At 38.1% G+C, this 22204-nt stretch carries 28 protein-coding genes; 3 read left to right on the top strand and 25 right to left on the bottom strand.

Annotation, left to right across the window (positions count from 1 at the left end; all coding sequences use genetic code 11):
- Window positions 1–51 precede the first annotated feature (51 nt).
- The 21 genes from B9N79_RS02450 to B9N79_RS02350 all read right to left on the bottom strand — a co-directional run bounded on the left by B9N79_RS02450 (window position 52) and on the right by B9N79_RS02350 (window position 14811).
- Window positions 52–930: a polyprenyl synthetase family protein gene (locus B9N79_RS02450; protein WP_094041186.1), complete on the bottom strand. Its 879-nt coding sequence runs from the start codon at window positions 928–930 to the stop codon at window positions 52–54.
- Window positions 927–1166, bottom strand: a complete 240-nt coding sequence (locus tag B9N79_RS02445; protein ID WP_040056770.1) for an exodeoxyribonuclease VII small subunit — start codon at window positions 1164–1166, stop codon at window positions 927–929. Before B9N79_RS02445 ends, B9N79_RS02450 begins: the two co-directional genes overlap by 4 nt.
- Window positions 1159–2508: an exodeoxyribonuclease VII large subunit gene (xseA, locus tag B9N79_RS02440; protein ID WP_019391543.1), complete on the bottom strand. Its 1350-nt coding sequence runs from the start codon at window positions 2506–2508 to the stop codon at window positions 1159–1161. Before xseA ends, B9N79_RS02445 begins: the two co-directional genes overlap by 8 nt.
- 18 nt (window positions 2509–2526) lie before the next feature.
- Window positions 2527–3378 (bottom strand): bifunctional methylenetetrahydrofolate dehydrogenase/methenyltetrahydrofolate cyclohydrolase FolD, encoded by an 852-nt coding sequence (gene folD / locus B9N79_RS02435; RefSeq protein WP_085117699.1) that lies wholly within the window; start codon window positions 3376–3378, stop codon window positions 2527–2529.
- 74 nt (window positions 3379–3452) lie between these two features.
- On the bottom strand, window positions 3453–3842 hold the full coding sequence (gene nusB, locus B9N79_RS02430; protein WP_019391541.1) for a transcription antitermination factor NusB: 390 nt from the start codon (window positions 3840–3842) through the stop codon (window positions 3453–3455).
- 185 nt (window positions 3843–4027) lie between these two features.
- Window positions 4028–4432 carry an Asp23/Gls24 family envelope stress response protein gene (locus B9N79_RS02425; RefSeq protein WP_019391540.1) on the bottom strand — a complete coding sequence of 135 codons (405 nt, stop codon included), beginning with the start codon at window positions 4430–4432 and terminating at the stop codon, window positions 4028–4030.
- Window positions 4433–4452: 20 nt separating this feature from the next.
- Entirely contained in the window at window positions 4453–5808 is a 1356-nt protein-coding gene (accC, locus tag B9N79_RS02420) for an acetyl-CoA carboxylase biotin carboxylase subunit (protein WP_019391539.1), read from the bottom strand.
- Between the two features lie 13 nt (window positions 5809–5821).
- Window positions 5822–6313: an acetyl-CoA carboxylase biotin carboxyl carrier protein gene (accB, locus tag B9N79_RS02415; protein WP_019391538.1), complete on the bottom strand. Its 492-nt coding sequence runs from the start codon at window positions 6311–6313 to the stop codon at window positions 5822–5824.
- A gap of 244 nt (window positions 6314–6557) precedes the next feature.
- On the bottom strand, window positions 6558–7136 hold the full coding sequence (locus tag B9N79_RS02410; protein WP_019391537.1) for a SpoIIIAH-like family protein: 579 nt from the start codon (window positions 7134–7136) through the stop codon (window positions 6558–6560).
- A gap of 5 nt (window positions 7137–7141) precedes the next feature.
- Window positions 7142–7807, bottom strand: a complete 666-nt coding sequence (spoIIIAG, locus tag B9N79_RS02405) for a stage III sporulation protein AG (protein WP_019391536.1) — start codon at window positions 7805–7807, stop codon at window positions 7142–7144.
- Window positions 7797–8432: a stage III sporulation protein AF gene (spoIIIAF, locus tag B9N79_RS02400; RefSeq protein WP_019391535.1), complete on the bottom strand. Its 636-nt coding sequence runs from the start codon at window positions 8430–8432 to the stop codon at window positions 7797–7799. The genes spoIIIAG and spoIIIAF overlap by 11 nt, the downstream gene beginning before the upstream one ends.
- An 11-nt stretch (window positions 8433–8443) precedes the next feature.
- Window positions 8444–9616 carry a stage III sporulation protein AE gene (gene spoIIIAE, locus B9N79_RS02395; RefSeq protein WP_019391534.1) on the bottom strand — a complete coding sequence of 391 codons (1173 nt, stop codon included), beginning with the start codon at window positions 9614–9616 and terminating at the stop codon, window positions 8444–8446.
- Window positions 9617–9639: 23 nt separating this feature from the next.
- On the bottom strand, window positions 9640–10026 hold the full coding sequence (spoIIIAD, locus tag B9N79_RS02390; protein ID WP_019391533.1) for a stage III sporulation protein AD: 387 nt from the start codon (window positions 10024–10026) through the stop codon (window positions 9640–9642).
- Window positions 10027–10047: 21 nt separating this feature from the next.
- A complete protein-coding gene (spoIIIAC, locus tag B9N79_RS02385) occupies window positions 10048–10254 on the bottom strand; it encodes a stage III sporulation protein AC (RefSeq protein WP_019391532.1) in 207 nt (68 codons plus the stop codon).
- Window positions 10255–10274: 20 nt separating this feature from the next.
- Complete coding sequence (spoIIIAB, locus tag B9N79_RS02380; protein ID WP_019391531.1) at window positions 10275–10787, bottom strand: stage III sporulation protein SpoIIIAB; 513 nt, start codon at window positions 10785–10787, stop codon at window positions 10275–10277.
- Window positions 10784–11704, bottom strand: a complete 921-nt coding sequence (gene spoIIIAA, locus B9N79_RS02375; RefSeq protein WP_019391530.1) for a stage III sporulation protein AA — start codon at window positions 11702–11704, stop codon at window positions 10784–10786. The genes spoIIIAB and spoIIIAA overlap by 4 nt, the downstream gene beginning before the upstream one ends.
- A gap of 67 nt (window positions 11705–11771) precedes the next feature.
- On the bottom strand, window positions 11772–12053 hold the full coding sequence (locus B9N79_RS02370) for a YqhV family protein (RefSeq protein WP_019391529.1): 282 nt from the start codon (window positions 12051–12053) through the stop codon (window positions 11772–11774).
- Window positions 12054–12167: 114 nt separating this feature from the next.
- Window positions 12168–12725 carry an elongation factor P gene (gene efp / locus B9N79_RS02365; protein WP_019391528.1) on the bottom strand — a complete coding sequence of 186 codons (558 nt, stop codon included), beginning with the start codon at window positions 12723–12725 and terminating at the stop codon, window positions 12168–12170.
- Window positions 12726–12748: 23 nt separating this feature from the next.
- Window positions 12749–13813: a M24 family metallopeptidase gene (locus tag B9N79_RS02360; RefSeq protein WP_048896873.1), complete on the bottom strand. Its 1065-nt coding sequence runs from the start codon at window positions 13811–13813 to the stop codon at window positions 12749–12751.
- Between the two features lies 1 nt (window position 13814).
- The gene (gene aroQ, locus B9N79_RS02355) at window positions 13815–14258 is read right to left on the bottom strand and encodes a type II 3-dehydroquinate dehydratase (RefSeq protein WP_046217850.1); all 444 of its coding nucleotides are present in this window, start codon (window positions 14256–14258) and stop codon (window positions 13815–13817) included.
- Between the two features lie 67 nt (window positions 14259–14325).
- Window positions 14326–14811: a YqhR family membrane protein gene (locus B9N79_RS02350; protein WP_019391525.1), complete on the bottom strand. Its 486-nt coding sequence runs from the start codon at window positions 14809–14811 to the stop codon at window positions 14326–14328.
- Window positions 14812–15062: 251 nt separating this feature from the next.
- Here B9N79_RS02350 and B9N79_RS02345 point away from each other — a divergent pair, with 251 nt between their 5' ends.
- Together B9N79_RS02345 and B9N79_RS02340 are read left to right on the top strand one after the other, a co-directional pair.
- Window positions 15063–16004 carry a DUF1385 domain-containing protein gene (locus tag B9N79_RS02345; protein ID WP_019391524.1) on the top strand — a complete coding sequence of 314 codons (942 nt, stop codon included), beginning with the start codon at window positions 15063–15065 and terminating at the stop codon, window positions 16002–16004.
- A gap of 47 nt (window positions 16005–16051) precedes the next feature.
- Window positions 16052–16474, top strand: coding sequence for an SA1362 family protein (locus tag B9N79_RS02340; RefSeq protein ID WP_019391523.1), 423 nt, complete (start codon window positions 16052–16054; stop codon window positions 16472–16474).
- A gap of 34 nt (window positions 16475–16508) precedes the next feature.
- On the opposite strand, the gene B9N79_RS02335 is transcribed toward B9N79_RS02340, so the two are convergent.
- The 4 genes from B9N79_RS02335 to B9N79_RS02320 all read right to left on the bottom strand — a co-directional run bounded on the left by B9N79_RS02335 (window position 16509) and on the right by B9N79_RS02320 (window position 21623).
- Window positions 16509–17393 carry a patatin-like phospholipase family protein gene (locus tag B9N79_RS02335; RefSeq protein WP_040056775.1) on the bottom strand — a complete coding sequence of 295 codons (885 nt, stop codon included), beginning with the start codon at window positions 17391–17393 and terminating at the stop codon, window positions 16509–16511.
- Between the two features lie 119 nt (window positions 17394–17512).
- Complete coding sequence (gene mntR, locus B9N79_RS02330; protein ID WP_019391521.1) at window positions 17513–17932, bottom strand: transcriptional regulator MntR; 420 nt, start codon at window positions 17930–17932, stop codon at window positions 17513–17515.
- A 132-nt stretch (window positions 17933–18064) separates the two neighbouring features.
- Window positions 18065–20596 carry a vitamin B12-dependent ribonucleotide reductase gene (locus tag B9N79_RS02325; protein WP_040056776.1) on the bottom strand — a complete coding sequence of 844 codons (2532 nt, stop codon included), beginning with the start codon at window positions 20594–20596 and terminating at the stop codon, window positions 18065–18067.
- 193 nt (window positions 20597–20789) lie between these two features.
- Window positions 20790–21623: a lipoate--protein ligase family protein gene (locus tag B9N79_RS02320; protein ID WP_019391519.1), complete on the bottom strand. Its 834-nt coding sequence runs from the start codon at window positions 21621–21623 to the stop codon at window positions 20790–20792.
- Between the two features lie 183 nt (window positions 21624–21806).
- Between B9N79_RS02320 and B9N79_RS02315 the strand changes: the two genes are divergently transcribed.
- Window positions 21807–22193 (top strand): rhodanese-like domain-containing protein, encoded by a 387-nt coding sequence (locus tag B9N79_RS02315; protein ID WP_019391518.1) that lies wholly within the window; start codon window positions 21807–21809, stop codon window positions 22191–22193.
- Window positions 22194–22204 lie beyond the last annotated feature (11 nt).

Here is a 22204-nt window from a genome sequence, read left to right as displayed (position 1 = left end):
TATTGTAGCATAAAAACATCTCAAGCTCAATCTTTAGCTTTTGATATTCTTTTATTGCTGACGCCATGCGATGTAATAAGAAAGCTCTTTTAACATGCTATCTTGAATTTCAGCTTTTTCAAGCTCCATAATGGCTTGACCCATATGATACTGTAATTTCTCTTTTGCATTTTCCATACCTAAAAGAGCTGGATATGTTGCTTTATCCTTACCTGTATCACTTCCGACAGGTTTACCAAGAAGCTGTTCATTTCCTTCAATATCTAAGATGTCATCTTGAATTTGAAAAGCTAAACCAAGATGATAGCTGAAATTTTTCAAATGACTAAGCTGATTTTCTGATGCTCCTGCAATAATTGCTCCTGCAATAATCCCAAAAGAAAGGAGTTTTCCTGTCTTATGTTCATGGATGTATTCTAACTCTTTTAACGAAAGCTTTTTCTCTTCGCCTTCAATATCAGCCATCTGTCCCCCAACCATGCCTTCAGCACCTGCTGCATGTGCTAATTCTTCAATCACAAGCAACTTAGTTTCTGGAGAAAGGTTAGCTTTTGTTACAATTTGAAAGCTATAAGTTAGCAAAGCATCGCCAGCTAAAATAGCGGCTGCTTCTCCGAACACTTTATGGTTTGTTGGCTTTCCTCTTCTTAAATCATCATCATCCATGCTTGGCAAATCATCATGAATTAATGAGTATGTGTGAATCATTTCAACAGCACATGCTGCTTCATAACCAAGGGATTTATCCTTCCCGAATGCTTCAAGCGTTGCTAAAAGAAGAATCGGACGAATACGCTTTCCACCTGCTGTTAAAGAGTATAACATCGATTCTTTCAGTAAACTTGGCATCTGCAGCGCTTCAATTTGCGTTGGGAGAAGCTCTTCGACTAACTTTTTATATTCTTTTAAATAGCTCTCAAGCACGATCATTTTTCACCTTCCTCTCCAACAGAGAAAGGAGCAAGATTTCCATCTTCTTGCAAGATTTGCTCCATTTGTGTTTCAATTTTTTGAAGTCGATCATGACAAAATTTTGAAAGTTTCATTCCTTCTTGAAATCGGTCAATAGCTTCTTCTAAAGGAACGTCACCTTCTTCAAGTTTATCAACGATTTTTTCAAGTTCTTCCATCGCTTCTTCAAATGTATATTCTTTTTCTTCACTCATTCTCACCACTCCTTATGTCTTCTACAAGACAATCAATGGACCCATCTTTCAAGCGTAGCGTTACCGTTTCACCTTTTGCTACACCTTTTGTACTTTTCACAAGTTTTTCTTCTTCATTGTATACAAGACTATATCCACGCTCCATAATCTTTAACGGACTGAGCGCATTTAGCTTTGCCATCTGAGAAGACAACAGCATCTTTTTAGCATTCAATACTGTTGTTATATCTTTTTGTAACAAGCGTGTTAAACGTTCTCGTTCTCTATCAGCTTCTTTTAATCTTGCGTATGGATGATGTGTAAGAAGACGACGCTTTATGTAAGAGAACTTTTCTTCCTTTCTCATAGCAATACGCTTACTTTCCTTATGTAAACGATCAAGCAAAAGATCCAATTGCTGCTCCTTTTGTTCTAGCAGCTTTGTTGGATATCGAAAAGCATACGACTTCTCTGTACGTTCTAAGCGCGTCTTTTTTGCGGTAATATGAGACGAAATTGCTCTTGTTAAGCGAATTTTCCGCTGGCTAATTCGTTCAAGTACCTCCGTTAAATTAGGCACAGCTAGTTCAGCTGCTGCAGTAGGGGTGGGAGCACGCATGTCAGCTACAAAATCAGCGATCGTGAAATCTGTTTCATGACCTACAGCTGAAATAATAGGAAGTGTTGACTCATATATAGCTCGGGCAACTTTTTCATCGTTAAATCCCCAAAGTTCTTCAATAGAACCACCACCACGTCCGATAATTAGTACATCGGCGTTTATATCTTTCGCCTTTTTAATTCCACTTACAATTGAAGCAGGAGCACGATCACCTTGTACAAGAGCTGGAATTAAAATAATTTGAGCAACAGGATATCTCCGTTTAATCGTTGTCATAATATCCCTTACAGCTGCTCCTGTTGGAGAGGTCACCACTCCAACGAGGTTAGGATAAAGAGGGAGAGGCTTTTTAATCCTAGGATCAAAAAGCCCTTCTCCCTCTAATTTATTCTTCAGCTGCTCATAAGCAAGATGAAGACTTCCTACTCCGTCAGGCTGCATGTCGCGAATATAAAGCTGATAATTGCCGCTTCCTTCGTAAACTGAAACTTCTCCCCTTGCAAGAACTTTCATACCGTTTTCAGGGGTAAAAGGCAAATTTTTATTTTGACTCGAAAACATCACAGCAGACATGCGGGCATGCTCGTCTTTTAAGGTAAAATACATATGCCCTCTGCTATGCTGTTTAAAATTTGAGATTTCCCCTTTCAGCCACACATCTTGCAAATGGGGATCAACGTCAAATTTTCGTTTAATATATTTCGTTAAAGCCGTAATTGTTAAAGGCTTTAATTCGCTCATGACATTCCCCCCTTGTTATTAAGAACGAACGCGAGCTTTTGCTGACTGGATTGTATTTTCTAAAAGCATTGTAATTGTCATTGGACCTACTCCACCTGGAACAGGTGTAATAGCACCAGCAACTTCTTTTACTTCTTCAAAATCTACGTCTCCACAAAGCTTTCCGTCTACGCGGTTAATTCCAACATCGATCACAACCGCTCCTTCTTTTACATCTTGAGCTTTAACAAATTTTGGAATTCCAACCGCGACAATTAGGATATCTGCATCCTTTGTATGCTTTTGCATGTTTTGTGTTCTAGAGTGACAGTATGTTACCGTTGCATTTTCATTTAAGAATAATTGTCCAACAGGTTTACCAACAATATTGCTGCGCCCAATCACAACAACGTGTTTTCCAGATACTTCAATACCTGTTTTTCTAACCATTTCTAATACGCCATGTGGAGTACATGGCAAGAATGTTTCTTGACCAATCATCATTTTACCAACGCTGATTGGATGAAAACCATCAACGTCCTTTTTAGGAGAAATGCGCTCGATGACAGCATCTTCATTAATATGTTTTGGAAGTGGAAGCTGAACTAAAATTCCATCAATTGCATCATCTTCATTTAACTTGTCAATATGACCAAGTAGTTCTTCTTCTGATACTGTGTCTGGAAGTTTGATTGAAACTGAATGAATACCTGTATTTTCACAAGCGCGATGTTTACTGCGTACATATGTTTCTGAAGCAGGGTCTTGTCCAACTAATATAACAGCTAAGCCTGGTTTAACCCCTTGCTCCTTGAGCATTTCAACTTCTTTTTTCATACTTTCTCGCTTCTCACTTGCTAGTTCTTTACCATTAATTAATTGTGCACTCATTGATCATTCTCTCCTTCTCTGTCATCTCTGTATGTTGTTTTATAACTTTATTTTAAATCTTTTATAAAAGATCTTTAACTATTTGATGCTGAGATTTTAGATAATACGCCATTGATAAAACGACCTGATTGATCATCGCCAAACGTCTTTGCAAGTTCGATGGCTTCATTAATGCTTACATTTTGGGGAATGTCTTCTTCATATTTCATTTCATAAACCGCAAGTCTTAAAATAATACGGTCAACGTTCGCTAGACGATCTAGCGTCCATTTTTCAAGGTTTGCGCTAATCAAGCTGTCAATCTCTTCTTTGTTTTCTGACACGCCAAGAACAAGCTGACGTAAAAACGCATCAACCGCTTCCTCTTCTACTACATTGTCAATAGCTTCTTCTGGGCTACTTTGGCCAATCTCACATTGAAAAAGAGCTTGAAGCGCTTTTTCCCTTGCTGTACGTCTTTTCATAAATAGGTATACTCCTTTTTTAACTTATCCAATTATCATATCCTGATAATAGCATAGTTTCCTACTGCGAGTACATAACGTATCCACGTATTGTTATTTTCCGAATCTTCACAGAAATAAGAATTGGAAACAACAAGAAAGAAACTCGCAAAAAAGCTGCTCTTATTATAAGAGCAGCCCCTTCATTAGATAGAATCAATCTCTTCTTCCTTTTGAGGAGATTCAAAGATGACGCCCACGATATGAACGTTAACTTCTGCTAATTCGAGTGCTGTCATATTTTTCAACGCTTCTCGAATGTTATCTTGAACTTGACTTGCAACCGTTGGAATAGAAACGCCATAGTTCATAGAGCAGAACACATCAATTTTAATGCCTTCTTCACTAAGCTCTACTTTGACGCCTTTGCCGTGATTCTTTTTCCCAAGCTTCTCAACAACGCCAGACGCAAAGTTTCCGCGCATTTGGCCAACGCCTGCTACTTCAGATGCGGCAATACCTGCGATAACTTCAATCACTTCAGGAGCGATTTCTACTTTCCCTAACGCATTTTCATTTTCTCCCATATCTAACACATGATTTTCGTTCATAGGCTATTCCTCCTTGAGAATTACTTACTTTTCATTACCTCATGTTCTTCTAGAAACTTCGTATTAAATTCCCCTTCAATGAATTTCTCATGTTGAAATAAATTTAAATGAAACGGAATTGTTGTATCTACGCCTTCAATAACAAACTCGCTTAGAGCTCTTCTCATTCTTGCAACAGCTTCTTCGCGCGTTGGAGCGTGAACAATTAATTTAGCAATCATTGAATCGTAGAAAGGCGGAATTTTATACCCTGAGTATACCGCAGAATCAACACGAACGCCAAAGCCGCCTGGAGGAAGATACATATTGATTTCCCCTGGAGATGGCATGAAGTTTTTCGCTGGATTTTCAGCATTGATACGGCACTCAATTGCCCATCCAGAAAAAGTAACGTCCTCTTGCGTATACGAGAGCTTTTCATGGTTTGCCACCTTGATTTGCTCTTTAATTAAGTCAATACCTGTTACCATTTCTGTCACAGGATGTTCAACTTGGATACGCGTGTTCATTTCCATGAAATAGAACTTTCTTTCACGGTAGTCATAGATAAATTCCACTGTTCCAGCCCCTCTATATTGAACAGCCTGTGCTGCTTTAACAGCAGCTTCTCCCATTTTCGCACGCATTTCTCCATCAAGGGCTGGAGAAGGCGTTTCTTCAACTAATTTTTGAAGACGGCGCTGAATACTGCAATCACGTTCACCAAGGTGAATGGTATTACCAAATTCATCTGCCAACACTTGGATTTCAACGTGGCGGAAGTCTTCGATATACTTTTCTAAATAAACCCCTGGGTTTCCAAATGCTGTTGCGGCTTCTTGCTGTGTAATCTCTACACCTTTTCTTAAAGAAGATTCGTCACGCGCAACACGGATTCCTTTTCCGCCTCCGCCTGCTGTTGCTTTAATAATTACAGGATACCCAATTTCCTCTGCAATTGTAACTGCATCTTCCACACTTTCAATAATTCCTTGAGATCCAGGTACAATCGGTACACCTGCTTCACGCATTGTTTCTCTTGCCACATCTTTTGTACCCATTTTTGAAATGGACTCTGATGTTGGTCCAACAAACGTTACGTTACACTCACGACAAAGCTCAGCAAAGTCAGCGTTCTCAGATAAAAATCCGTAACCAGGGTGAATCGCATCACATCCTGTAAGCATTGCAACACCCATGATGTTTGTGAAATTTAAGTAGCTGTCTTTTGAAGCGGTAGGACCTACACAATATGCTTCATCAGCAAGACGAACGTGCAGTGACTCTTTATCTGCTTCTGAATAAATCGCAACAGACTCGATATTTAATTCTTTACATGCGCGGATAATCCTTACAGCAATTTCTCCGCGGTTCGCAATAAGCAATTTTTTTATCATAATTGATCTCCCTTTATTCTGGTTTAACTAAGAAAAGTGGTTGACCATATTCTACAAGCTGACCATTTTCAACAAGTATTTCAACGATTTCACCTGTTACTTCAGCCTCAATTTCGTTGAATAGTTTCATCGCTTCCACAATACAAACTACGCTATCTTGTTTAACTTTGGTTCCTGTTTGAACATATGGACCTGCTTCTGGCGAAGAAGAATTATAAAAAGTTCCAACCATCGGTGATGTAATTTTATGAAGGTTGCTCTCTTCTTTTTTCTCTTCTGTATGTACCGGTTGTTGTGGTTCATTTTGTTGCACAACAGGCTGCACTGATGGCTGAGCCGGTATTTGTTGAACAGGCTGTTCTTGAATAACTACTTTCTGTTGCGCTGCAAGAGCACCCTTCTTTTTTAACTTAATTTTTGACCCTTCATGCTCGTACATAAATTCTTCGATAGATGACTGATCAACAAGGCGAATAATTTCGCGAATCTCTTGAATTTTTAACATCTCTTTTACACTCCATTTCATCGACTAGTGAATACTTAACATCATACGCTAACTGTCCTTAAAATTTCAACAGCTGTATGCTTTGGACAACCGTCCTTTTCTATTTTAAGTAAACTTCTTTTCTTTGACAATGTACTAGTTATTACCTAGTGTTATCATTAACTATTATATTTCAGTCTTGCTTCGGATGCAAAATAAGTTCAAATAAAAAAAAGGCGACAGAAGTCGCCTTTTTTTTATTTCATTATTTAACAGGCTCAAATTCTACCGCTACTTTCTTAGCTCCAATTTCTTGCGTCACGATATTCATAATTTCATTTGCTTGTTTTTTGCTATCTTCTTTTGATTTCACAACGATACGTACCCCATTATCTTCAGCGCGTACAAGGGCATCATCATACCCTTTTTCTTTGATTAATGTTTCAATTGTTTGCTCTTTTTCATTGAGTTTTGAAAGTTCTTCTACTTTGTCTTTTGCTTCACTTTTCTCTTCTACTGAAGCCTCATTTGATGCAACAACGTCCTCAAGTTTCTCAATTTCTTTACTTCTCTCGTCTGTAATTTGCATGCGCATCGCCAAAAATTGGTCTTCGTTTTCCACGGTTGAGACAACTGTTTCACCGTTTTTCTCTGTTGTTGAAGCTGCCTTTTGCTCTGTTTCTTTATCCGTTTGCTTTGCACTTTCTTTTTCTTTACTTTCTTCTTTATCTGTAAAAGCGACGTTATCACTCTGTGGGCTTGGAGACGTAATATAATAAACAGATAAAACAACAACTAAGCTAAGCATTGTTAATAACCAAACGGTTTGTTTTTTCAGCAACATAAAATTTAATCCCCCTTCGTCTTTTTAGGCGTGACTGCCACGCGATGACTTGGAACATCGAGTACTCTCGTAACTGCGTCCACAACCGACTTTTTCACTTTTATATTATCAGCTCCCTTCGCAACGACAAGAACGCCCCTAATATCAGGTTTTAGTGTTTTTACAACAACGGGCTGTTCTTTATCACCGTTACGAACAATAACGAGCTGTTGATCCACTGAGTTATCTTCAATATTCCTTGTACCGCCTTCACGGTCATTTTCTTCTGTTGTTTGACTTTGGTTTACTGTGTTATGCTCATAAACTTTCTCTTCTGTTGCATCAACATTTACAAATACTTGCACATTATCAACGCCAATCATACTTTCTAGCACATCTGTAAGTTCTGCTTCATATTTTTTTTCATAGTCTGAAATTGTTCTAGCCTGCTTTTCTTTTCCACTTCCAAACGTTTCTACTTCCTCTTTTTCTTGCTGGCTATCTCCTGAGCTTTTCGTTTCAACGGCGTCTGGTTTTGCTGTTGAGCTTTGAAAATTCCCATAGAGCATGACAAAAACTCCAGCGGCCAAAAGTAAAATCACATATGCAAGCTTGCGGTTTTTCTTAGGTGGATCTGAAGAAGATAGTCTCGCTAAGAAGCTCTTTTTCTTGTTGCTCTCCTTATCGCTCATCTGCTTCTCCTCCTCCCATTGTGACTATAATTTGTTTTTTATCCATATCCCATTTTTTAGAAAGAAAACTTTGCACCTTCTTTAGCTTCTCGTCGTTTTCTGTTTTCTCTTTTTTAATAGGTTCCGACGTATTAATGGAAACAACTTCAACGTCTGAGACTGATGCTGTATGCTTATTCTCCTTTGGCTGAACAGACAGAGAGATGGAACTAATATTTTCAAAACTTTTTTCACCTTTCTCGTCTTTCATATGAACTTCTACGCCTGAAACTTCTACTCCATACTCCTTCACCAACTCCTCTTTTACTCCCTCTTCTAGTTGGACAGCCATCTGTTCTAAAATATATGCATCTTGTGACGCTTGTATTTCTTTTTTCTTTAAATCTAGCAAATTTTTTGAAGAGTTTTCTTGAGAGATAGAAGAAGAGTTAATGGCGGTAAACAGTTTATCAACGTTCACTTTGAATATGCTGAAAACAGGTGTCAAAATAATAAGCATAAGAAGTAGACCAATAACCATCTTTGCGTACTTCTGCATAGATGAGCTTGGTAACAGTAAATCAATAATGGTAGCAAGCAAGATAAACAGAATAATATTTGTAACCCATTCTGTTAACGCTCCCATCAACACCCTCCTTATCTGACCATCATCGTAATATTACTTGCAGTAATAACAAGCGTAATACATAAGAAAAACATTAAAGAAACAACAGCAAGAGCAGCAAAAATATAAATAACGCTTCTGCTAATAATGCTCAAACAGGAGATGATTGGTCCTCCTCCAACAGGCTGGATCAGAGCTGCAGCAAGCTTGTAAATAATCGCAATTGAAAGGAGTTTAAGAGCAGGAAAAGCTGTAATAAAAAGTAAAATCGCTACTCCAACAAGGCCCACCGTATTTTTCAATAGTAGAGAGGCACTTAATACTGTATCTGTTGCATCTGTAAACATCCGTCCTACAACAGGAACAAAGTTTCCTGTAATAAATTTTGCGGTTCTCACAGTAATTCCATCTGCTACAGCCGAGCTTGTCCCCTGAACAGAAATAACGCCTAAAAAAATAGTGAGAAACCCCCCAAGAACTCCAATGCTCACATTTCTCATAAGCTGAGCAAGCTGTGTCACTTTGTATTGTTCTGAAATTGTACTTACAATGCTTAACAGTGCAGAAAGAAATAAAAGCGGCATTACAACATACTGAATAAGCAATCCGCTTGTGTTCATAAGAAAAATAATAACCGGATGAAAAAAAGCAGCTGACATCACGCCTCCCGAAGAAGCCATAAGAGCTAGAAGAAGAGGAATAAGCGCGATAATAAAATGAATCATCGTCTGTATGGCTTCCGTGGCATATGAGATAGCAATGTGGAAGCTATTTAAAGCAATGACAATAAGCACAAGATAAACAAGTGCATAAGCTACTTTACTAACGGTTGTTTTCTCAAATGCATTCTGAAGATTCTGGAGGAATACGCAAAAGATTGTTAGCATAATAAGCGTACCGAGGAGTTTTCCATTTGCAATAATTTCGTGAAGAAAGAACTTCATAAGCCCTTTCAACCACTCCTCTAGCGAAAGTTCTTTGTCTCCTTTCAAAAACTCGACAAGACTTCCTTTCTGACTTTCCGGTAAAAAACCACCATACTCTGTCATGATATTATTCCAAAATCCTTTTATCTCATCAATGCCAAGCTGATCCACCTGTTCATCTACCATTTCATCAGCACTTGGAAAAGCTTGTACACTGTCAGGTAGAAAAAAAAGAAAAAGCAGCAATACTAAACAAAATAAGCTTTTTTTCTTTTTCATGTGCGCACCTCAATCCTCATTCATTATGTTGTGGGCAACATTGAAATAATGGTTTCAATCACAACCGTTAAGATTGGTATTGCCATTGATAAAATGAGGATTTTCCCTCCTAACTCGATTTTTGAAGCAATGGAACCTTGTCCAGCATCTTTCGTAATTTGAGCACCAAATTCAGCAATATAAGCAATCCCAATAATCTTTAAAATAGTTTCTACGTATATGACATTGACCCCGGCTTGACGCGAAAGGACTTCAACCATTCCAATAATTTCGCTGATTTTATCAACGAGAAACAAAAAAATAACGCAGCCAACAAATACAACAAGAAGAAAAGCGATGGAGGATTTTTGTTCTTTTAAAATAATCGTTAAAAACGTGGCAATTAAACCAAGGCCAACAATTTGGATCATTTCAATCTCCCATCACCTCCTTTAGCCTTGAAAAAGGAATACAGACTTAATTTTTTGAAACAAGTCTTGTACAATTGACGCGACCATAAACAAAATATAAATAAAACCAATGAGCGTAACCCAGTTTGCAAAATCTTTTTTGCCCATTTGTTCTAGAACGGTTACTAAAAAAGCAACGATAATGCCTACTCCGGCAATTTGAAAAATGGTATTGATGTCTACCCCCATTTTGTTTCATCCTCCTACAGCTACAGTAATAAAATGACTAACAATAACCCTGTTAGGAACCCTAGGCTTTTCACCATCTTCTCGTAGCGCGTTTGCCTGTCAACAGCATCTGCTTCCTCCCGCTCTAAATGGTTAAGCGTTAACACGATATGCTTTTGCTGTGAATACCGATCATGCTGTCCGAGCGTCTGTCCAAATTGTTTTAAAGCTTCTTTCTCCCCTTGCTTTAAAGCAGTTAGACGCCAATTTTCTTCTATACTAAGCAGCCAAGCCTCTCCAGCACTTTTTTGACCCATTTCTAAATATGTTGCAAAAGAATCAAAAAAGGAAGCGATTGGTTTTGGTACTTGTTCTGTTAATAAACGGGCAATCTGTGGTAGAGGACGATGACTATACATAATTTCTGCCTCAAGTGATCTTAGAGCACTTTTAAGCTGGCGAAGCTGTTTTGGTCTTGCATTGAGCTGTTTTGCGAGATCAAACCCAAACCATGTTGTCGCAACTAAAATAAACAAAGCTCCAAAAAGTTTCATTTTCTTACACCTTCTATTCCATCTTTCTTTCGTTTTACTTCCTGCTGAAAAATCCCTTCGACAGTGCCAGGTCCATTTCGATTTGAAAGAAGTACAAAACGGTCGATAATGCAAGCGTCTATTAGTGCTTTTAATGAAGGCCTTGTTGCCATATCTTTAACAGAGCTTCCATGAGCAGTTAAAATTAAGCTAACTCCTGCATGAACAGCTTCCAAAATAGCCTCTGTATCTTCTACTCGTCCAACTTCATCTACAATAAGAACGTTCGGACTCATTGAACGAATCAACATCATCATTCCTTCTGCTTTTGGACAGGCATCAAGCACATCAACCCGAGGGCCAAACGTATGCTGTGGCACTCCGTCAAGACAGCCTGCAATTTCCGATCGTTCATCTACAATCCCCACTTTTTGCGAAGGAATTCTTTTTCTTTCCACTCCTGTGCTAACAAGACGGGCAAGATCTCTTAGCATGGTTGTTTTCCCAGATTGAGGAGCTCCAATAATGACTGTATTTAACCATTTACGATTGTAAAGACTGTCGATTAGACTTTCTCCAATCCCAATTTTCTCGCGTGCAATTCGAATGTTTAATGACGTAATATCACGAATTGCTTTTACTTTGCCATTCTCAGTAATGACTCGCCCCGCTAGTCCGACGCGGTGTCCACCTTTTATTGTGATATAGCCCTTTTGTAACTCTTCTTCAAGCATGTACATCGATGATTGACTAAGTTGACTAAGCATATATGCGAAATCCTCTTTCACGGGTAGTACGGAATAAAAAATAGGCTCGTCTTTTTTGATTAGTTCAATAGGACGGTTAATTCTTAGCCGAATTTCTTGCACATCTTCATCTATATAGCGCCTGAGGAGCTCTACGACATGTTGAGGAAGTACGCTTAAAACTGATTCCATCCTTAATCCCCTCGCCTACTTAGTTATTTTCAATGTATGCAAGCTTGGCTATTTTAATGCCAGAACGCTATTTGTAAATGCCAATAAAAATAAATGCTACTCCAAGACCAATAAACACAAACTTTCCATATGAAAGCTGATCTGCGATGGAAAATAGACCAATTGAAATAGAGGCCAACATAATGAGCGGCCCAATTAAGGCTAACAAACTGTTGATAAAAAGAGCTTTCTTGACATCGTTACCAAAAAGAATAAGTACTGCTGCTGTTAGCTCAATAAATCCTGAGATAAAGCGTAAACACGCCATCGTAATGATTGTTGTATCAAACATATTCCAAAAAGGCCTCATCTGTTCACTTCTCCTCGCCTAAGAGCAAAATATTAGTACAACCTATGCTTTTTTTTGGCTTTTATGCACAAAAAAAAAGCAAGAGCCTAATAGGCTCTTGCTTTTTAATGTCAATTAAGCACGTGATACGTAGCTTCCATCGCTTGTATTAACAACAAGAACGTCTCCTTGGTTTACGAAGAATGGAACTTGAACAACTAAACCTGTTTCAACTGTTGCAGGTTTTGTTCCACCTGAAGCCGTATCTCCTTTAATACCTGGTTCTGTTTCTGTTACTGTTAGCTCAACACTGTTTGGAAGCTCAACACCTAATGTTTCGCTTTCATACATCATAATGCTTACTTCCATGTTTTCTTTTAAGAACTTAAGCTCATATTCAATTTGAACTTCTGGAAGTTCAATTTGATCATATGTGTTTGTATCCATGAATACGTGTTGATCACCATTCGCATATAGATACTGCATTTTGCGATTATCGATTCGTGCTTTGTTTACTTTTTCACCTGCACGGAATGTTTTCTCTTGGACAGCTCCTGTACGAAGGTTACGAAGTTTAGAGCGAACAAATGCAGCTCCTTTTCCTGGCTTAACGTGCTGGAACTCCATCACTTGCCAAATTCCTCCATCCACTTCGATTGTTAACCCTGTACGAAAATCATTTACTGAAACCATCTAATAGTCCTCCTAGTTTACCTTTATAAAATAATAAGTTCTTTTGGGGCATATGTTAAATTTTCATTGCCTTCATCTGTTATGAGCAAATCATCTTCAATTCGAACACCGCCTACGTTTGGTACGTAAATACCAGGCTCAACGGTTACAACCATCCCAGGCTCTAGTACAGTATCAGAACGAGTTGAAAGAGCGGGGCCTTCATGAACTTCAAGACCAATTCCATGGCCTGTGGAGTGCCCAAAGTATTCCCCGTATCCATGTTCTGTAATATAGTTACGCGCTAAGGCATCAGCTTGAACCCCTGTAATACCTTTTTTAATACCGTCAACGCCACGCAACTGCGCCTTTAGAACAATGTCATAAATGTTCTTCAATTCATCACTAACGTCGCCAACAGCAACCGTTCTTGTAATATCTGAACAATACCCTTTATAGTACGCGCCAAAATCAAGCGTTACAAGCTCGCCTTCCTTAATCACTTTTTCGCTAGCAACTCCATGTGGTAAAGCACTTCTATACCCTGAAGCAACAATTGTATCAAATGAAGAAGACGCCGCGCCATGTTTTCTCATATAAAATTCAAGCTCATTTGAAACCTCAAGCTCCGTTACACCGGGTTTGATGTAAGATAAAATATGATGAAAAGCTTCGTCTGTTAACTTGGCAGCTTCCTTTAATATCTTAATCTCTTCACTAGTCTTAATCAAGCGTAAGTTTTCTACAAGACCTGAGACAGGAACAAGTTGGGACGAGATTTCCTTTTGGTATGTGGAGAAGTCAGCGTACGTAATTGCATGTTCTTCAAATCCTAGCGCTTTAATTCCTAACTGTTCAACGACAGAAGCAATTTCTTTTGCAATTGGTCCAGTATGTTTGACAATTTCAAATCCTTCTGTTTGCTTTGTTGCTTGTTCTATGTAGCGAAAGTCTGTAATAAAGACGGCTTTTTCTTTTGAAATGACAACAACTCCAGCACTTCCCGTAAAGTTTGTCATGTAACGACGATTGTATTTACTTGTGATAAGAAGGCCGTCAATTCCTCTTTGTTCAAAGCTTCCACGAAGTTTTATAAGTTTTTCTGTCATGCTATTCCTTCCCTTCCGCGATATTCTTTAAAGCATTAATCCCCATTTCATATCCAAACAATCCAAACCCAACGATCTGTCCTGCACTTACTGGTGCAATAACAGAGGTATGGCGGAATTCTTCTCTTGCATGAACATTTGAAATATGAACTTCTACAACAGGAATGTTAAGGCTTGCAATACAATCGCGAATCGCATAGCTATAATGAGTGAAAGCACCCGGATTTAGGAGTACCCCATCACATGTTTCATTTGCTTTGTACATAGCATCAATAATTACACCTTCATGGTTGGATTGAAGAAAATCCAGAGAAAGGTCGAGAGCTTCTCCTTTTGTTTTTAAGCTGTTTTCTAAATTTACAAGCGTTGTACTTCCGTAAATTTCAGGCTCGCGTTTTCCTAAATAATTTAAATTTGGTCCATTTATAACTAAGAATTGTTTCATAGCACTCTCCCTTTGCTTCAAAAAATTCCGTTCTTTCCTTATCTTATCATAAAGAAGACGCTATAGCTTATGAGGAAGCACTAATTCGTCGCAATTCAGATTCTTCGTACGAAATAGAATACCCAATAAAAATTCCATAGAGCAAGTAAAAACAAAAAGTTGTAATGATGGTATCTTTACTAAGGTCTGTAATCTCTTTTAAATTTGGAAAAATCGGATTTAGCAGAAAGAAAACAAAGCCCCAAAGTATAACACCATATGCCGCTCCAACCCACATGCTTTCAAATTTTCGTAGTAGTGCATAGTAAATAAGTGCAACAGGAATAGAAATAATGGCAAGGAGAATAATTCCAATAATATGTCCAATGATGTGATGTTTCCATTCTCCAAATGTCCAAGGCTCTAAAATAAGATTTGCTCGAATTTCACTCAAATTTAACACATATGCAATGTAGCTTAAAATACCAAACAAAACTCCTGCCGAGATACCAATCACAATCGCTTTATTCATAAAAGAAGGAAGCTTTTCTTTTTTCTCTTGATTTTTTTCCATCTTTTCTCACCTCACTAATTTTAGTATAATCTTTTTACCTAGATTCTATTTGCCTTTATATTGTTTGTTAGTTTTAGTCTAATTATCATAAAATTTGTCTAAACTAGAGAATATACAACAACCTAGAGGTTTCTTGCCTTTTCTTGTAGAATATAAATGACACAAAGAAAAAAGAAATTTGAATGAACTGTTCTTTACTGAAATAATTTAGTTAATACACAATTCATTAGTTAGGTTGGTGTTTATACATCATGGCTCAAAATTCAAAACCCGTTTACGGTGGGCAGGCTGTTGTGGAAGGTGTTATGTTTGGTGGTAAAACCTCGTGCGTTACGGCTATCCGCCGAAAAGATCAAAGCATCGATTTCTTTGAAGCTCCCCGTAAATCATCATCATTTCTGAAAAAAATTAAAAAGGTTCCTTTTCTTCGCGGTATTGCGGCTATTGTTGAAGCTACAGCGAACGGTTCTAAACACCTCAATTTTTCATCAGATCGCTTTGATCTTGATCCTAGTGAAGATGAGAAACTGAAAGAGAAAAAAGAATCAAAGCTAACTATGATTCTTGGCGTGGCTGTTATAGGCGTTCTCTCTTTTATTATTGGTAAAGTGTTAATGACACTTGTTCCCGTATTTTTGGCAGAACTAACAAGGCCCATTTTTTCTTCGGATGTGGCACAGATAGTTGTTGAATCTTTCTTCAAATTTTTATTGATTATTTGCTATATTTTCTTAATCTCGCAAACGCCGCTCATAAAACGAGTATTTCAGTATCATGGGGCGGAACATAAGGTTATTAATGCGTACGAAAAGGGAATAGAGTTAACAATAGAAGGTGTACAGTCCCAGTCCCGTCTCCATTACAGGTGCGGAAGTAGTTTTATTCTATTTACTGTTATTGTTGGTATGTTCGTTTATTTACTAGTTCCAACTGATCCACTTTGGGTAAGGATTGTAAATCGCCTCGCTCTTATCCCCGTTGTTCTTGGTCTTTCTTTTGAAGTATTGCAATTAACAAACAAACTAAGTTCTTTCCCTGTTTTAAAATATTTAGGTTATCCAGGGTTATGGCTTCAGCTCTTAACAACGAAAGAACCGAAAGACGATCAAGTAGAAGTTGCGATTGCTTCTTTCTCACGCCTACTTGTTCTTGAAGAAAAAAAAGCCGGAACAACCCAAAATAAAGTTGTGTAAAACTTTTTTACAATAAATAGTGTACATCTTTGGTGGAGGTGAAGATAATGAGACGTTCTTTTGTTACGTATGTTGTGTACGCCGTCATTACACTTGGGGTAGTTGGTTTTCTGTATACAATTTTGTTTGAACCAGGGAGTCTCTTACGCTCTATCGGAACAATCTTTTTCTTCTTGATTATTTTTTATCTCGTATATCGCTTTGTTTTAGGCCGTCGTCAGCCCTCCAGTTCTCCGTATGATCGAAAATACGCTCAAGCCGTAAAGCAGTCAAAATCTCGTTTGAGAGCGCGAGAAAAAGCTAAAGTTAAGCCAAAAAAGCGTATGATTAAAAATTCAAAAATCACGCCTATTCAAGGTAAAGCCAAAAATCTTGGTCAGTCTTTTACGAAAGAACGAAAACGTAGCTCGAGTCACTTAACGGTCATTGAAGGTAAAAAAGGCAAAAAGAAAAATAGAGCTCTTTTCTAATAAAAAAACCAGGTGACAACTGTCACCTGGTTTTTTAATATGTCCATGTTTTCAAAAAGGCATTTGCACGTTCTCTGCCTAAAGAAATCAGTTCTTCTTTCTTTTCCTCTGCTAACCCAAATTCTGTTGTAAGCGTTGAATCAACCGGTAGAAAAATAATATCTCGTTCATGCTTTTTAGAAATATGTCTAGCATCATGTGCATTTTTCATCGTATCAAAAAGAGCACCAAATAAGTCGATCGCATTATGAATTTCAGCTGACTGCACACTATCTTCAGGAGAGCTAAACTTCACCCCTAGAACAGGACGTACTTTTGGTTGATCTCGCTTTTGAAACAGCCACATTGGAAAATTACTTAGCACTCCACCATCTACCATTATTTTGACTCCTGAGTTTGCTTTTAGCTTTACAGGTTCAAAAAAGTAAGGTAAGCTACAGCTCATTCTTACAGCTTTAGCTACAGAAAATGTCTCAGGGTTAATTCCGTAGCTTGGCAAGTCATCTGGAATTACAACAATCTTTCCATCCGTAATATCTGAAGCAATAATACGTAAAGCATGTTTTGGTACATCTCCAAATGAATATATTCCTCTTGCTTTTAACTTTTCCTCTATCCAAAGTTCAAGACGGTCTCCTTTATATAAACCAAGGCGCCAATATAAAAGAAGCCATTTCCCCCACTTTGCAGGCAAAAGAGAGGCTCTGCTGTCTAACAACTCACTGAGCTCCATTTCTTCTAACATTTTTTGTATATCTCTACTTGTATAGCCTGCAACAATAAAAGCAGAAATAATTGCTCCTGCGCTCGTTCCTGCCAACCTGCGATAAATAAGTCCTTTGTTTTCCACTGCTTGAAGAGCTCCCACAAGTGCAAACCCTTTAATACCGCCTCCTGCAAAAACGCCGTCTATGTACAAGGTTTCACCCCTTCAAAATCCGCCTTTTTACATTTTTAATCGCACCTTTCTTTCTTTATGCACGTCTTTATAAAAACAACAAAAAAACGTTAAGCACTCAGTGCTTAACGTTTCTATATTTATTGTTCACTTTTACGCTGTGTTGCACGAAGAGCTTCAACACGCGCTTCATTTTCTTCAAAATATTGAACGAGATCACCAATACGATCAATTGAATTCCAGCTTAAATGATGCTCAATTCCTTCAACATCCTCATAAATATTCTCTTCATCAACACCAATGATTCGAAGTAATTGCTCAAGCAATTCATGGCGATATACGAGACGCTTCCCAATTTTTTGGCCTTTTGCTGTTAAAATTAAGCCGCGATATTTCTCATAAATTAAATATTCGTCTTTATCAAGCTTTTGAACCATTTTTGTTACTGAGGAGGGATGAACAGCCAAGGCTTCTGCAATATCCGATACTCGGGCATACCCTTTGTCTTCAATTAGCATATAAATTTGTTCAATATAATCTTCCATACTTGGCGTTGGCATAACTTCTCCTCCATTATTTCCATTTGTTTTATGTAAAACTGCATTTAAATTTTACTATACAATAACCTTAAAAACAAGCAACGACAATAGCAAATCAACCGAGGGAGCCCCGGTTGATTTACGTTGTTTTCTTTATAGACCACATTTTAACTGAGCGTTACAATTTGTGCATGTATTACAACCGCCAAGTTCCTCAACGATTCCCTCACGACAAACTGGGCACGTATCCCCAACTTCAGAGCCATACGTTACTTCCTCAGCTTCCTTGGTTTTTTGTACAGAAACTTTTGTCTCAGTTTCTTCTTCAAACGAGTTATCTTCTGCTTTTAAAGAAAGAACTTGAGCGTCGCGACTTCCGTCTACATATACTGTACCGCCCTTTGCTCCACCTTTATATAAACGTTCGTATACTTTTTGGACTTGTTCAACTGTATAACCGCGTGGTGCATTAACCGTTTTACTAATTGAACTGTCAACCCAACGCTGAATGACACACTGTACGTCAGCATGTGCTTCAGGTGAAAGACTCATTGCAGATACAAACCAGTGTGGCAATTTATTTTCGTCAGCTTCAGGATGTGCATCAAGATACTCCTGAACGATATCTGCTTTTACTTCAATAAACTTACCAAGACGTCCACTTCTAAAGTAAGAGAAAGAGAAATATGGCTCAAGACCTGTTGATACACCGACCATTGTTCCTGTGCTTCCTGTTGGAGCAACAGTTAGAAGATGCGAGTTGCGGATTCCATGCTCTTTTACGCTATCTAAAATATCAGCAGGCATCTTGCTCATATAACCTGTTCTTGTAAAGTTTTCTCTGAGCTCTTGCGTTTCTTCCTCATTTTCCCCCACAAGGAATGGAAAGCTTCCTTTTTCTTTGGCAAGCTCTACAGAAGCACGGTAAGCTGTTGTTGCAATTGTTTCAAAAACACGGTCAACAAGCTCATTTCCTTCTTTTGAACCGTACTCTGTTTCACAATAAATAAGTAAATCATGAAGTCCCATTACGCCAAGACCAACACGTCGTTCCCCAAGAGCTTGCTTACGATTTGGCTCTAGGAAGTAAGGAGTAGCGTCGATTACATTATCTTGCATGCGCACGCCTACTTCTACAGTTCTTTTTAACTTCTCAAAATCTACTGTTTTATTCTTTTTATCTGCCATTTGCGCTAAGTTCACAGCAGCTAAGTTACAAACACTATATGGTGCAAGAGGCTGCTCACCGCAAGGGTTTGTAGCTACAACTTGTTGACCATATGCACTTGCATTTGTCATATCATTAGCATTATCAATGAAGAAAACACCAGGTTCTGCTGAATATGTTGCACAAATGTTAATCAAATTCCAAAGCTCTTTTGCTTTGATTTTACGATATGTGCGCACACTGTATCCTTGTTCTTTCCATTTACGTACATCCCCAACTTCATGCCAGTTTTCATTGTAGGCATTCATCTCTTCTTCTGAATAAGCCTCAACATCTGGGAAGCGAAGTTCATACTCTGTATCGTTTTCAACAGCTTCCATGAATTCTTTTGTTAAACAAACAGAAATGTTCGCTCCTGTTAGAAACTCAGCATTATGAACGCTGTATGTTCCACCTGCAGCTAACTTCTCTTTTGCATCTTCAATCACTTTTGCAGGAAATCCACCTTGTCCAGGAATGTTTTCATAATTTAAGATGCCTTGATACATGTCACGCTCATTCGCTGTAAATGGTGTAAACTTCAGCTTGTCCTCCGCCGCTTTCCTAATTCCTTCATCTTTTGTTGTTTGAATTAAGAAGCGTAAAATACGTGGATTTTGCATTTTAGAAATAATGAATTCCACAATATCTGGGTGCCAATCAGCAAGCATAATCATTTGCGCTCCACGACGAGATCCACCTTGTTCAACAAGATGTGTTAGCTTTGCAATATCATCTAACCATGATACAGATCCGCTTGATTTTCCGTTGACGCCTCTAGCAAGTGTGTTGCGTGGACGAAGAGTAGAACCATTTGTTCCAACTCCTCCACCTCTGCTCATAATTTCCATCACTTGCTTACGATGTTCTGAAATTCCTTCACGTGAATCTTTTACATATGGCATAACATAGCAATTGAAGTATGTAACATCTGTGTTAGCCCCTGCTCCATACAATACGCGTCCTGCCGGTACAAAATTTGTGCTTTTCAACTCTTCATAAAAAGCTTGAAACCATTTTTGGCGCTTCTCTTCTGTTTTCTCTGATGAAGAAAGACCAACTGCATTTCGTTTAGCGATTTGCTCGTAAAAAATTTCAAGCGGCTTTTCCATTACGTCTAGTGAACGTTCAACAATTCCAGTTTGAACTTCAAGCTCGTCCGTTAAAGAACCGCGAAATTCTTCTTCAATCCATACTTTTGCTGTTTTTTTCTCCCAGTTAATAGAACGAATAAATCCTAGACCGCGCGCAGGGAATTTAGGATCGTCTTTGACTGTTAATACAACGAAGTCTCCCTCTGTTAACGTCACCTTTTTCGTATCTTTGAACGAATATCTGTCAAGCATTACAAGTCTTGACACGCCTTTATGAGTCATATTCATATCTGCTGTAATTTCATGAACTTGAGGAAATAAACCAATATCCTTATTTAATTTCTCAATGTTCACTTTTGGTTCCTCGTTTAGAACAACAGTCATACACACATCTCCCTCTTACTTGTACTATATTATTAAAGCTAACATAAAAGGACCGACTAATCAATATATAGTATTCATCAATAAACGACATACTATATATTGATTTTTTGTCAAGTCCTTTTCGGAATTTGCTTATTTTTTTAAAACACAACTTTTTTATTGTACACTTTTTTGAAGCAAAATGGGAGAGAGATTATCTACGGTAATTCCATTCATCTTTAGCATATTTATCCAAAGCTAATTTTTTAACGTAGGCTTCTTCTTCTTCTGAAAGGATGTATTCTTCTAATTTAATGTTCAATCCTTTTTCAAAACCTCTTTTAAAAGCCTCATTTGCCTCCTCAATTGAAACAATCCGTCCAGCTACATCATTTACTGCAACTGCTTTATTACGAAAAGATTTTCTCATTCTCTCTTTCACACGTTCACTTGGATAATGGAACATGCTAAAAAGCGCTTCCTCATCAATTGAAAGCAAGATAGAACCATGTTGAAGAATGACCCCTTTTTGACGAGTTTGCGCACTTCCAGCTACTTTACGTCCTTCCACAACAAGTTCGTACCATGAAGGAGCATCAAAACAAACTGAAGATCTTGGATTTTTTAATCCTTCTTTTTCTTCTTCTGTTCGTGGAATTGCAAAGTAAGCGTCTAAACCAAGCGCGCGAAATCCTTCTAAGAGACCTTCTGAAATTACTCTGTATGCTTCTGTAACCGTATGTGGCATGCTTTTGTGTTGCTCAGATACAATAACGCTATACGTGAGCTCATCATCGTGTAGAACGCCTCTACCACCTGTTGGCCGTCTTACAAATCCAAGTCCGCGTTTTCTTACTTCTTCAAAATTCACTTCTTTTTCTGCTTTTTGAAAATAACCGATTGATAAAGTTGCTGGGTCCCATCCATAAAAACGAATAGTTGGTGGAATTTTGCCTTCACTATGCCAATCAAGTAAAGCTTCATCAAGAGCCATATTATAATACGGTGAATGTTTACTCCAATTAATAAAACGCCAAACTTCTGTCATCTTTCTCATCCCTAACTTTTTTTCTTTTTTCGACACTTATTTTTTGAACATTCTTATACAGTTTATCAAAACCAATTTGTCGTGCAAAGAATTTAGGTGGTTGCTTTACTTCTTTTAAAGAGAACTTATATAATAGAGATATCTCGTATTTTAGTAGTCACATGAAAGAGAGGATTATGTTTGATGGAAGGCATTTACGTCATTTTAATTTTATTAGGAGCTTTTATCGTATACTCGATCATTATGCTCCTCATGCAACGCCGCATTATGAAATCGCTAACGGAAGCAGAATTTCGCGCTGGGTACCGTAAAGCACAGCTTATTGATATTCGCGAACAAAAAGACTTTGAAGGTGGGCACATTCTAGGAGCTCGTAATATCCCGCTTTCACAGCTAAAAATGCGTATTAAAGAGCTTCGTCCAGATCAGCCTGTCTATCTTTACGATCAAGCTGGCATTCGTACAGGAAAAGCAGCACAAATGATTCGTCGTCATCGTGGAATTAAAGACATCTATCAGTTAAAAGGCGGCTTTAAACTTTGGACAGGCAAAGTAAAAACAAAGAAATGATAATGGTTTAC

It is taken from the genome of Priestia filamentosa (assembly GCF_900177535.1).
Taxonomy (GTDB): Bacteria; Bacillota; Bacilli; order Bacillales; family Bacillaceae_H; genus Bacillus_I; species Bacillus_I filamentosa.
The sequence above is the reverse complement of the archived record's forward strand: the minus strand, read 5'-3'. Positions and strand labels throughout refer to the sequence as shown.

Coding starts and splice junctions, on each gene's coding strand:
- B9N79_RS02320 (WP_019391519.1), bottom strand. CDS start 21,623: ATGACAGAAGTTTGGCGTTTTATTAATTGGAGTAAACATTCACCGTAT.
- spoIIIAC (WP_019391532.1), bottom strand. CDS start 10,254: ATGGGGGTAGACATCAATACCATTTTTCAAATTGCCGGAGTAGGCATT.
- spoIIIAE (WP_019391534.1), bottom strand. CDS start 9,616: ATGAAAAAGAAAAAAAGCTTATTTTGTTTAGTATTGCTGCTTTTTCTT.
- nusB (WP_019391541.1), bottom strand. CDS start 3,842: ATGAAAAGACGTACAGCAAGGGAAAAAGCGCTTCAAGCTCTTTTTCAA.
- mntR (WP_019391521.1), bottom strand. CDS start 17,932: ATGCCAACGCCAAGTATGGAAGATTATATTGAACAAATTTATATGCTA.
- B9N79_RS02445 (WP_040056770.1), bottom strand. CDS start 1,166: ATGAGTGAAGAAAAAGAATATACATTTGAAGAAGCGATGGAAGAACTT.
- B9N79_RS02360 (WP_048896873.1), bottom strand. CDS start 13,813: ATGACAGAAAAACTTATAAAACTTCGTGGAAGCTTTGAACAAAGAGGA.
- accB (WP_019391538.1), bottom strand. CDS start 6,313: ATGTTAAAAATTCAAGAGATTCGCGAAATTATTCGCCTTGTTGATCAG.
- B9N79_RS02425 (WP_019391540.1), bottom strand. CDS start 4,432: ATGAACGAAAATCATGTGTTAGATATGGGAGAAAATGAAAATGCGTTA.
- aroQ (WP_046217850.1), bottom strand. CDS start 14,258: ATGAAACAATTCTTAGTTATAAATGGACCAAATTTAAATTATTTAGGA.
- efp (WP_019391528.1), bottom strand. CDS start 12,725: ATGGTTTCAGTAAATGATTTTCGTACAGGGTTAACAATCGAAGTGGAT.
- folD (WP_085117699.1), bottom strand. CDS start 3,378: ATGAGTGCACAATTAATTAATGGTAAAGAACTAGCAAGTGAGAAGCGA.
- B9N79_RS02325 (WP_040056776.1), bottom strand. CDS start 20,596: ATGACTGTTGTTCTAAACGAGGAACCAAAAGTGAACATTGAGAAATTA.
- spoIIIAA (WP_019391530.1), bottom strand. CDS start 11,704: ATGGAATCAGTTTTAAGCGTACTTCCTCAACATGTCGTAGAGCTCCTC.
- B9N79_RS02345 (WP_019391524.1), top strand. CDS start 15,063: ATGGCTCAAAATTCAAAACCCGTTTACGGTGGGCAGGCTGTTGTGGAA.
- spoIIIAD (WP_019391533.1), bottom strand. CDS start 10,026: ATGATCCAAATTGTTGGCCTTGGTTTAATTGCCACGTTTTTAACGATT.
- spoIIIAB (WP_019391531.1), bottom strand. CDS start 10,787: ATGAAACTTTTTGGAGCTTTGTTTATTTTAGTTGCGACAACATGGTTT.
- B9N79_RS02450 (WP_094041186.1), bottom strand. CDS start 930: ATGATCGTGCTTGAGAGCTATTTAAAAGAATATAAAAAGTTAGTCGAA.
- B9N79_RS02370 (WP_019391529.1), bottom strand. CDS start 12,053: ATGAGGCCTTTTTGGAATATGTTTGATACAACAATCATTACGATGGCG.
- xseA (WP_019391543.1), bottom strand. CDS start 2,508: ATGAGCGAATTAAAGCCTTTAACAATTACGGCTTTAACGAAATATATT.
- B9N79_RS02315 (WP_019391518.1), top strand. CDS start 21,807: ATGGAAGGCATTTACGTCATTTTAATTTTATTAGGAGCTTTTATCGTA.
- spoIIIAG (WP_019391536.1), bottom strand. CDS start 7,807: ATGAGCGATAAGGAGAGCAACAAGAAAAAGAGCTTCTTAGCGAGACTA.
- spoIIIAF (WP_019391535.1), bottom strand. CDS start 8,432: ATGGGAGCGTTAACAGAATGGGTTACAAATATTATTCTGTTTATCTTG.
- accC (WP_019391539.1), bottom strand. CDS start 5,808: ATGATAAAAAAATTGCTTATTGCGAACCGCGGAGAAATTGCTGTAAGG.
- B9N79_RS02340 (WP_019391523.1), top strand. CDS start 16,052: ATGAGACGTTCTTTTGTTACGTATGTTGTGTACGCCGTCATTACACTT.
- B9N79_RS02350 (WP_019391525.1), bottom strand. CDS start 14,811: ATGGAAAAAAATCAAGAGAAAAAAGAAAAGCTTCCTTCTTTTATGAAT.
- B9N79_RS02410 (WP_019391537.1), bottom strand. CDS start 7,136: ATGTTGCTGAAAAAACAAACCGTTTGGTTATTAACAATGCTTAGCTTA.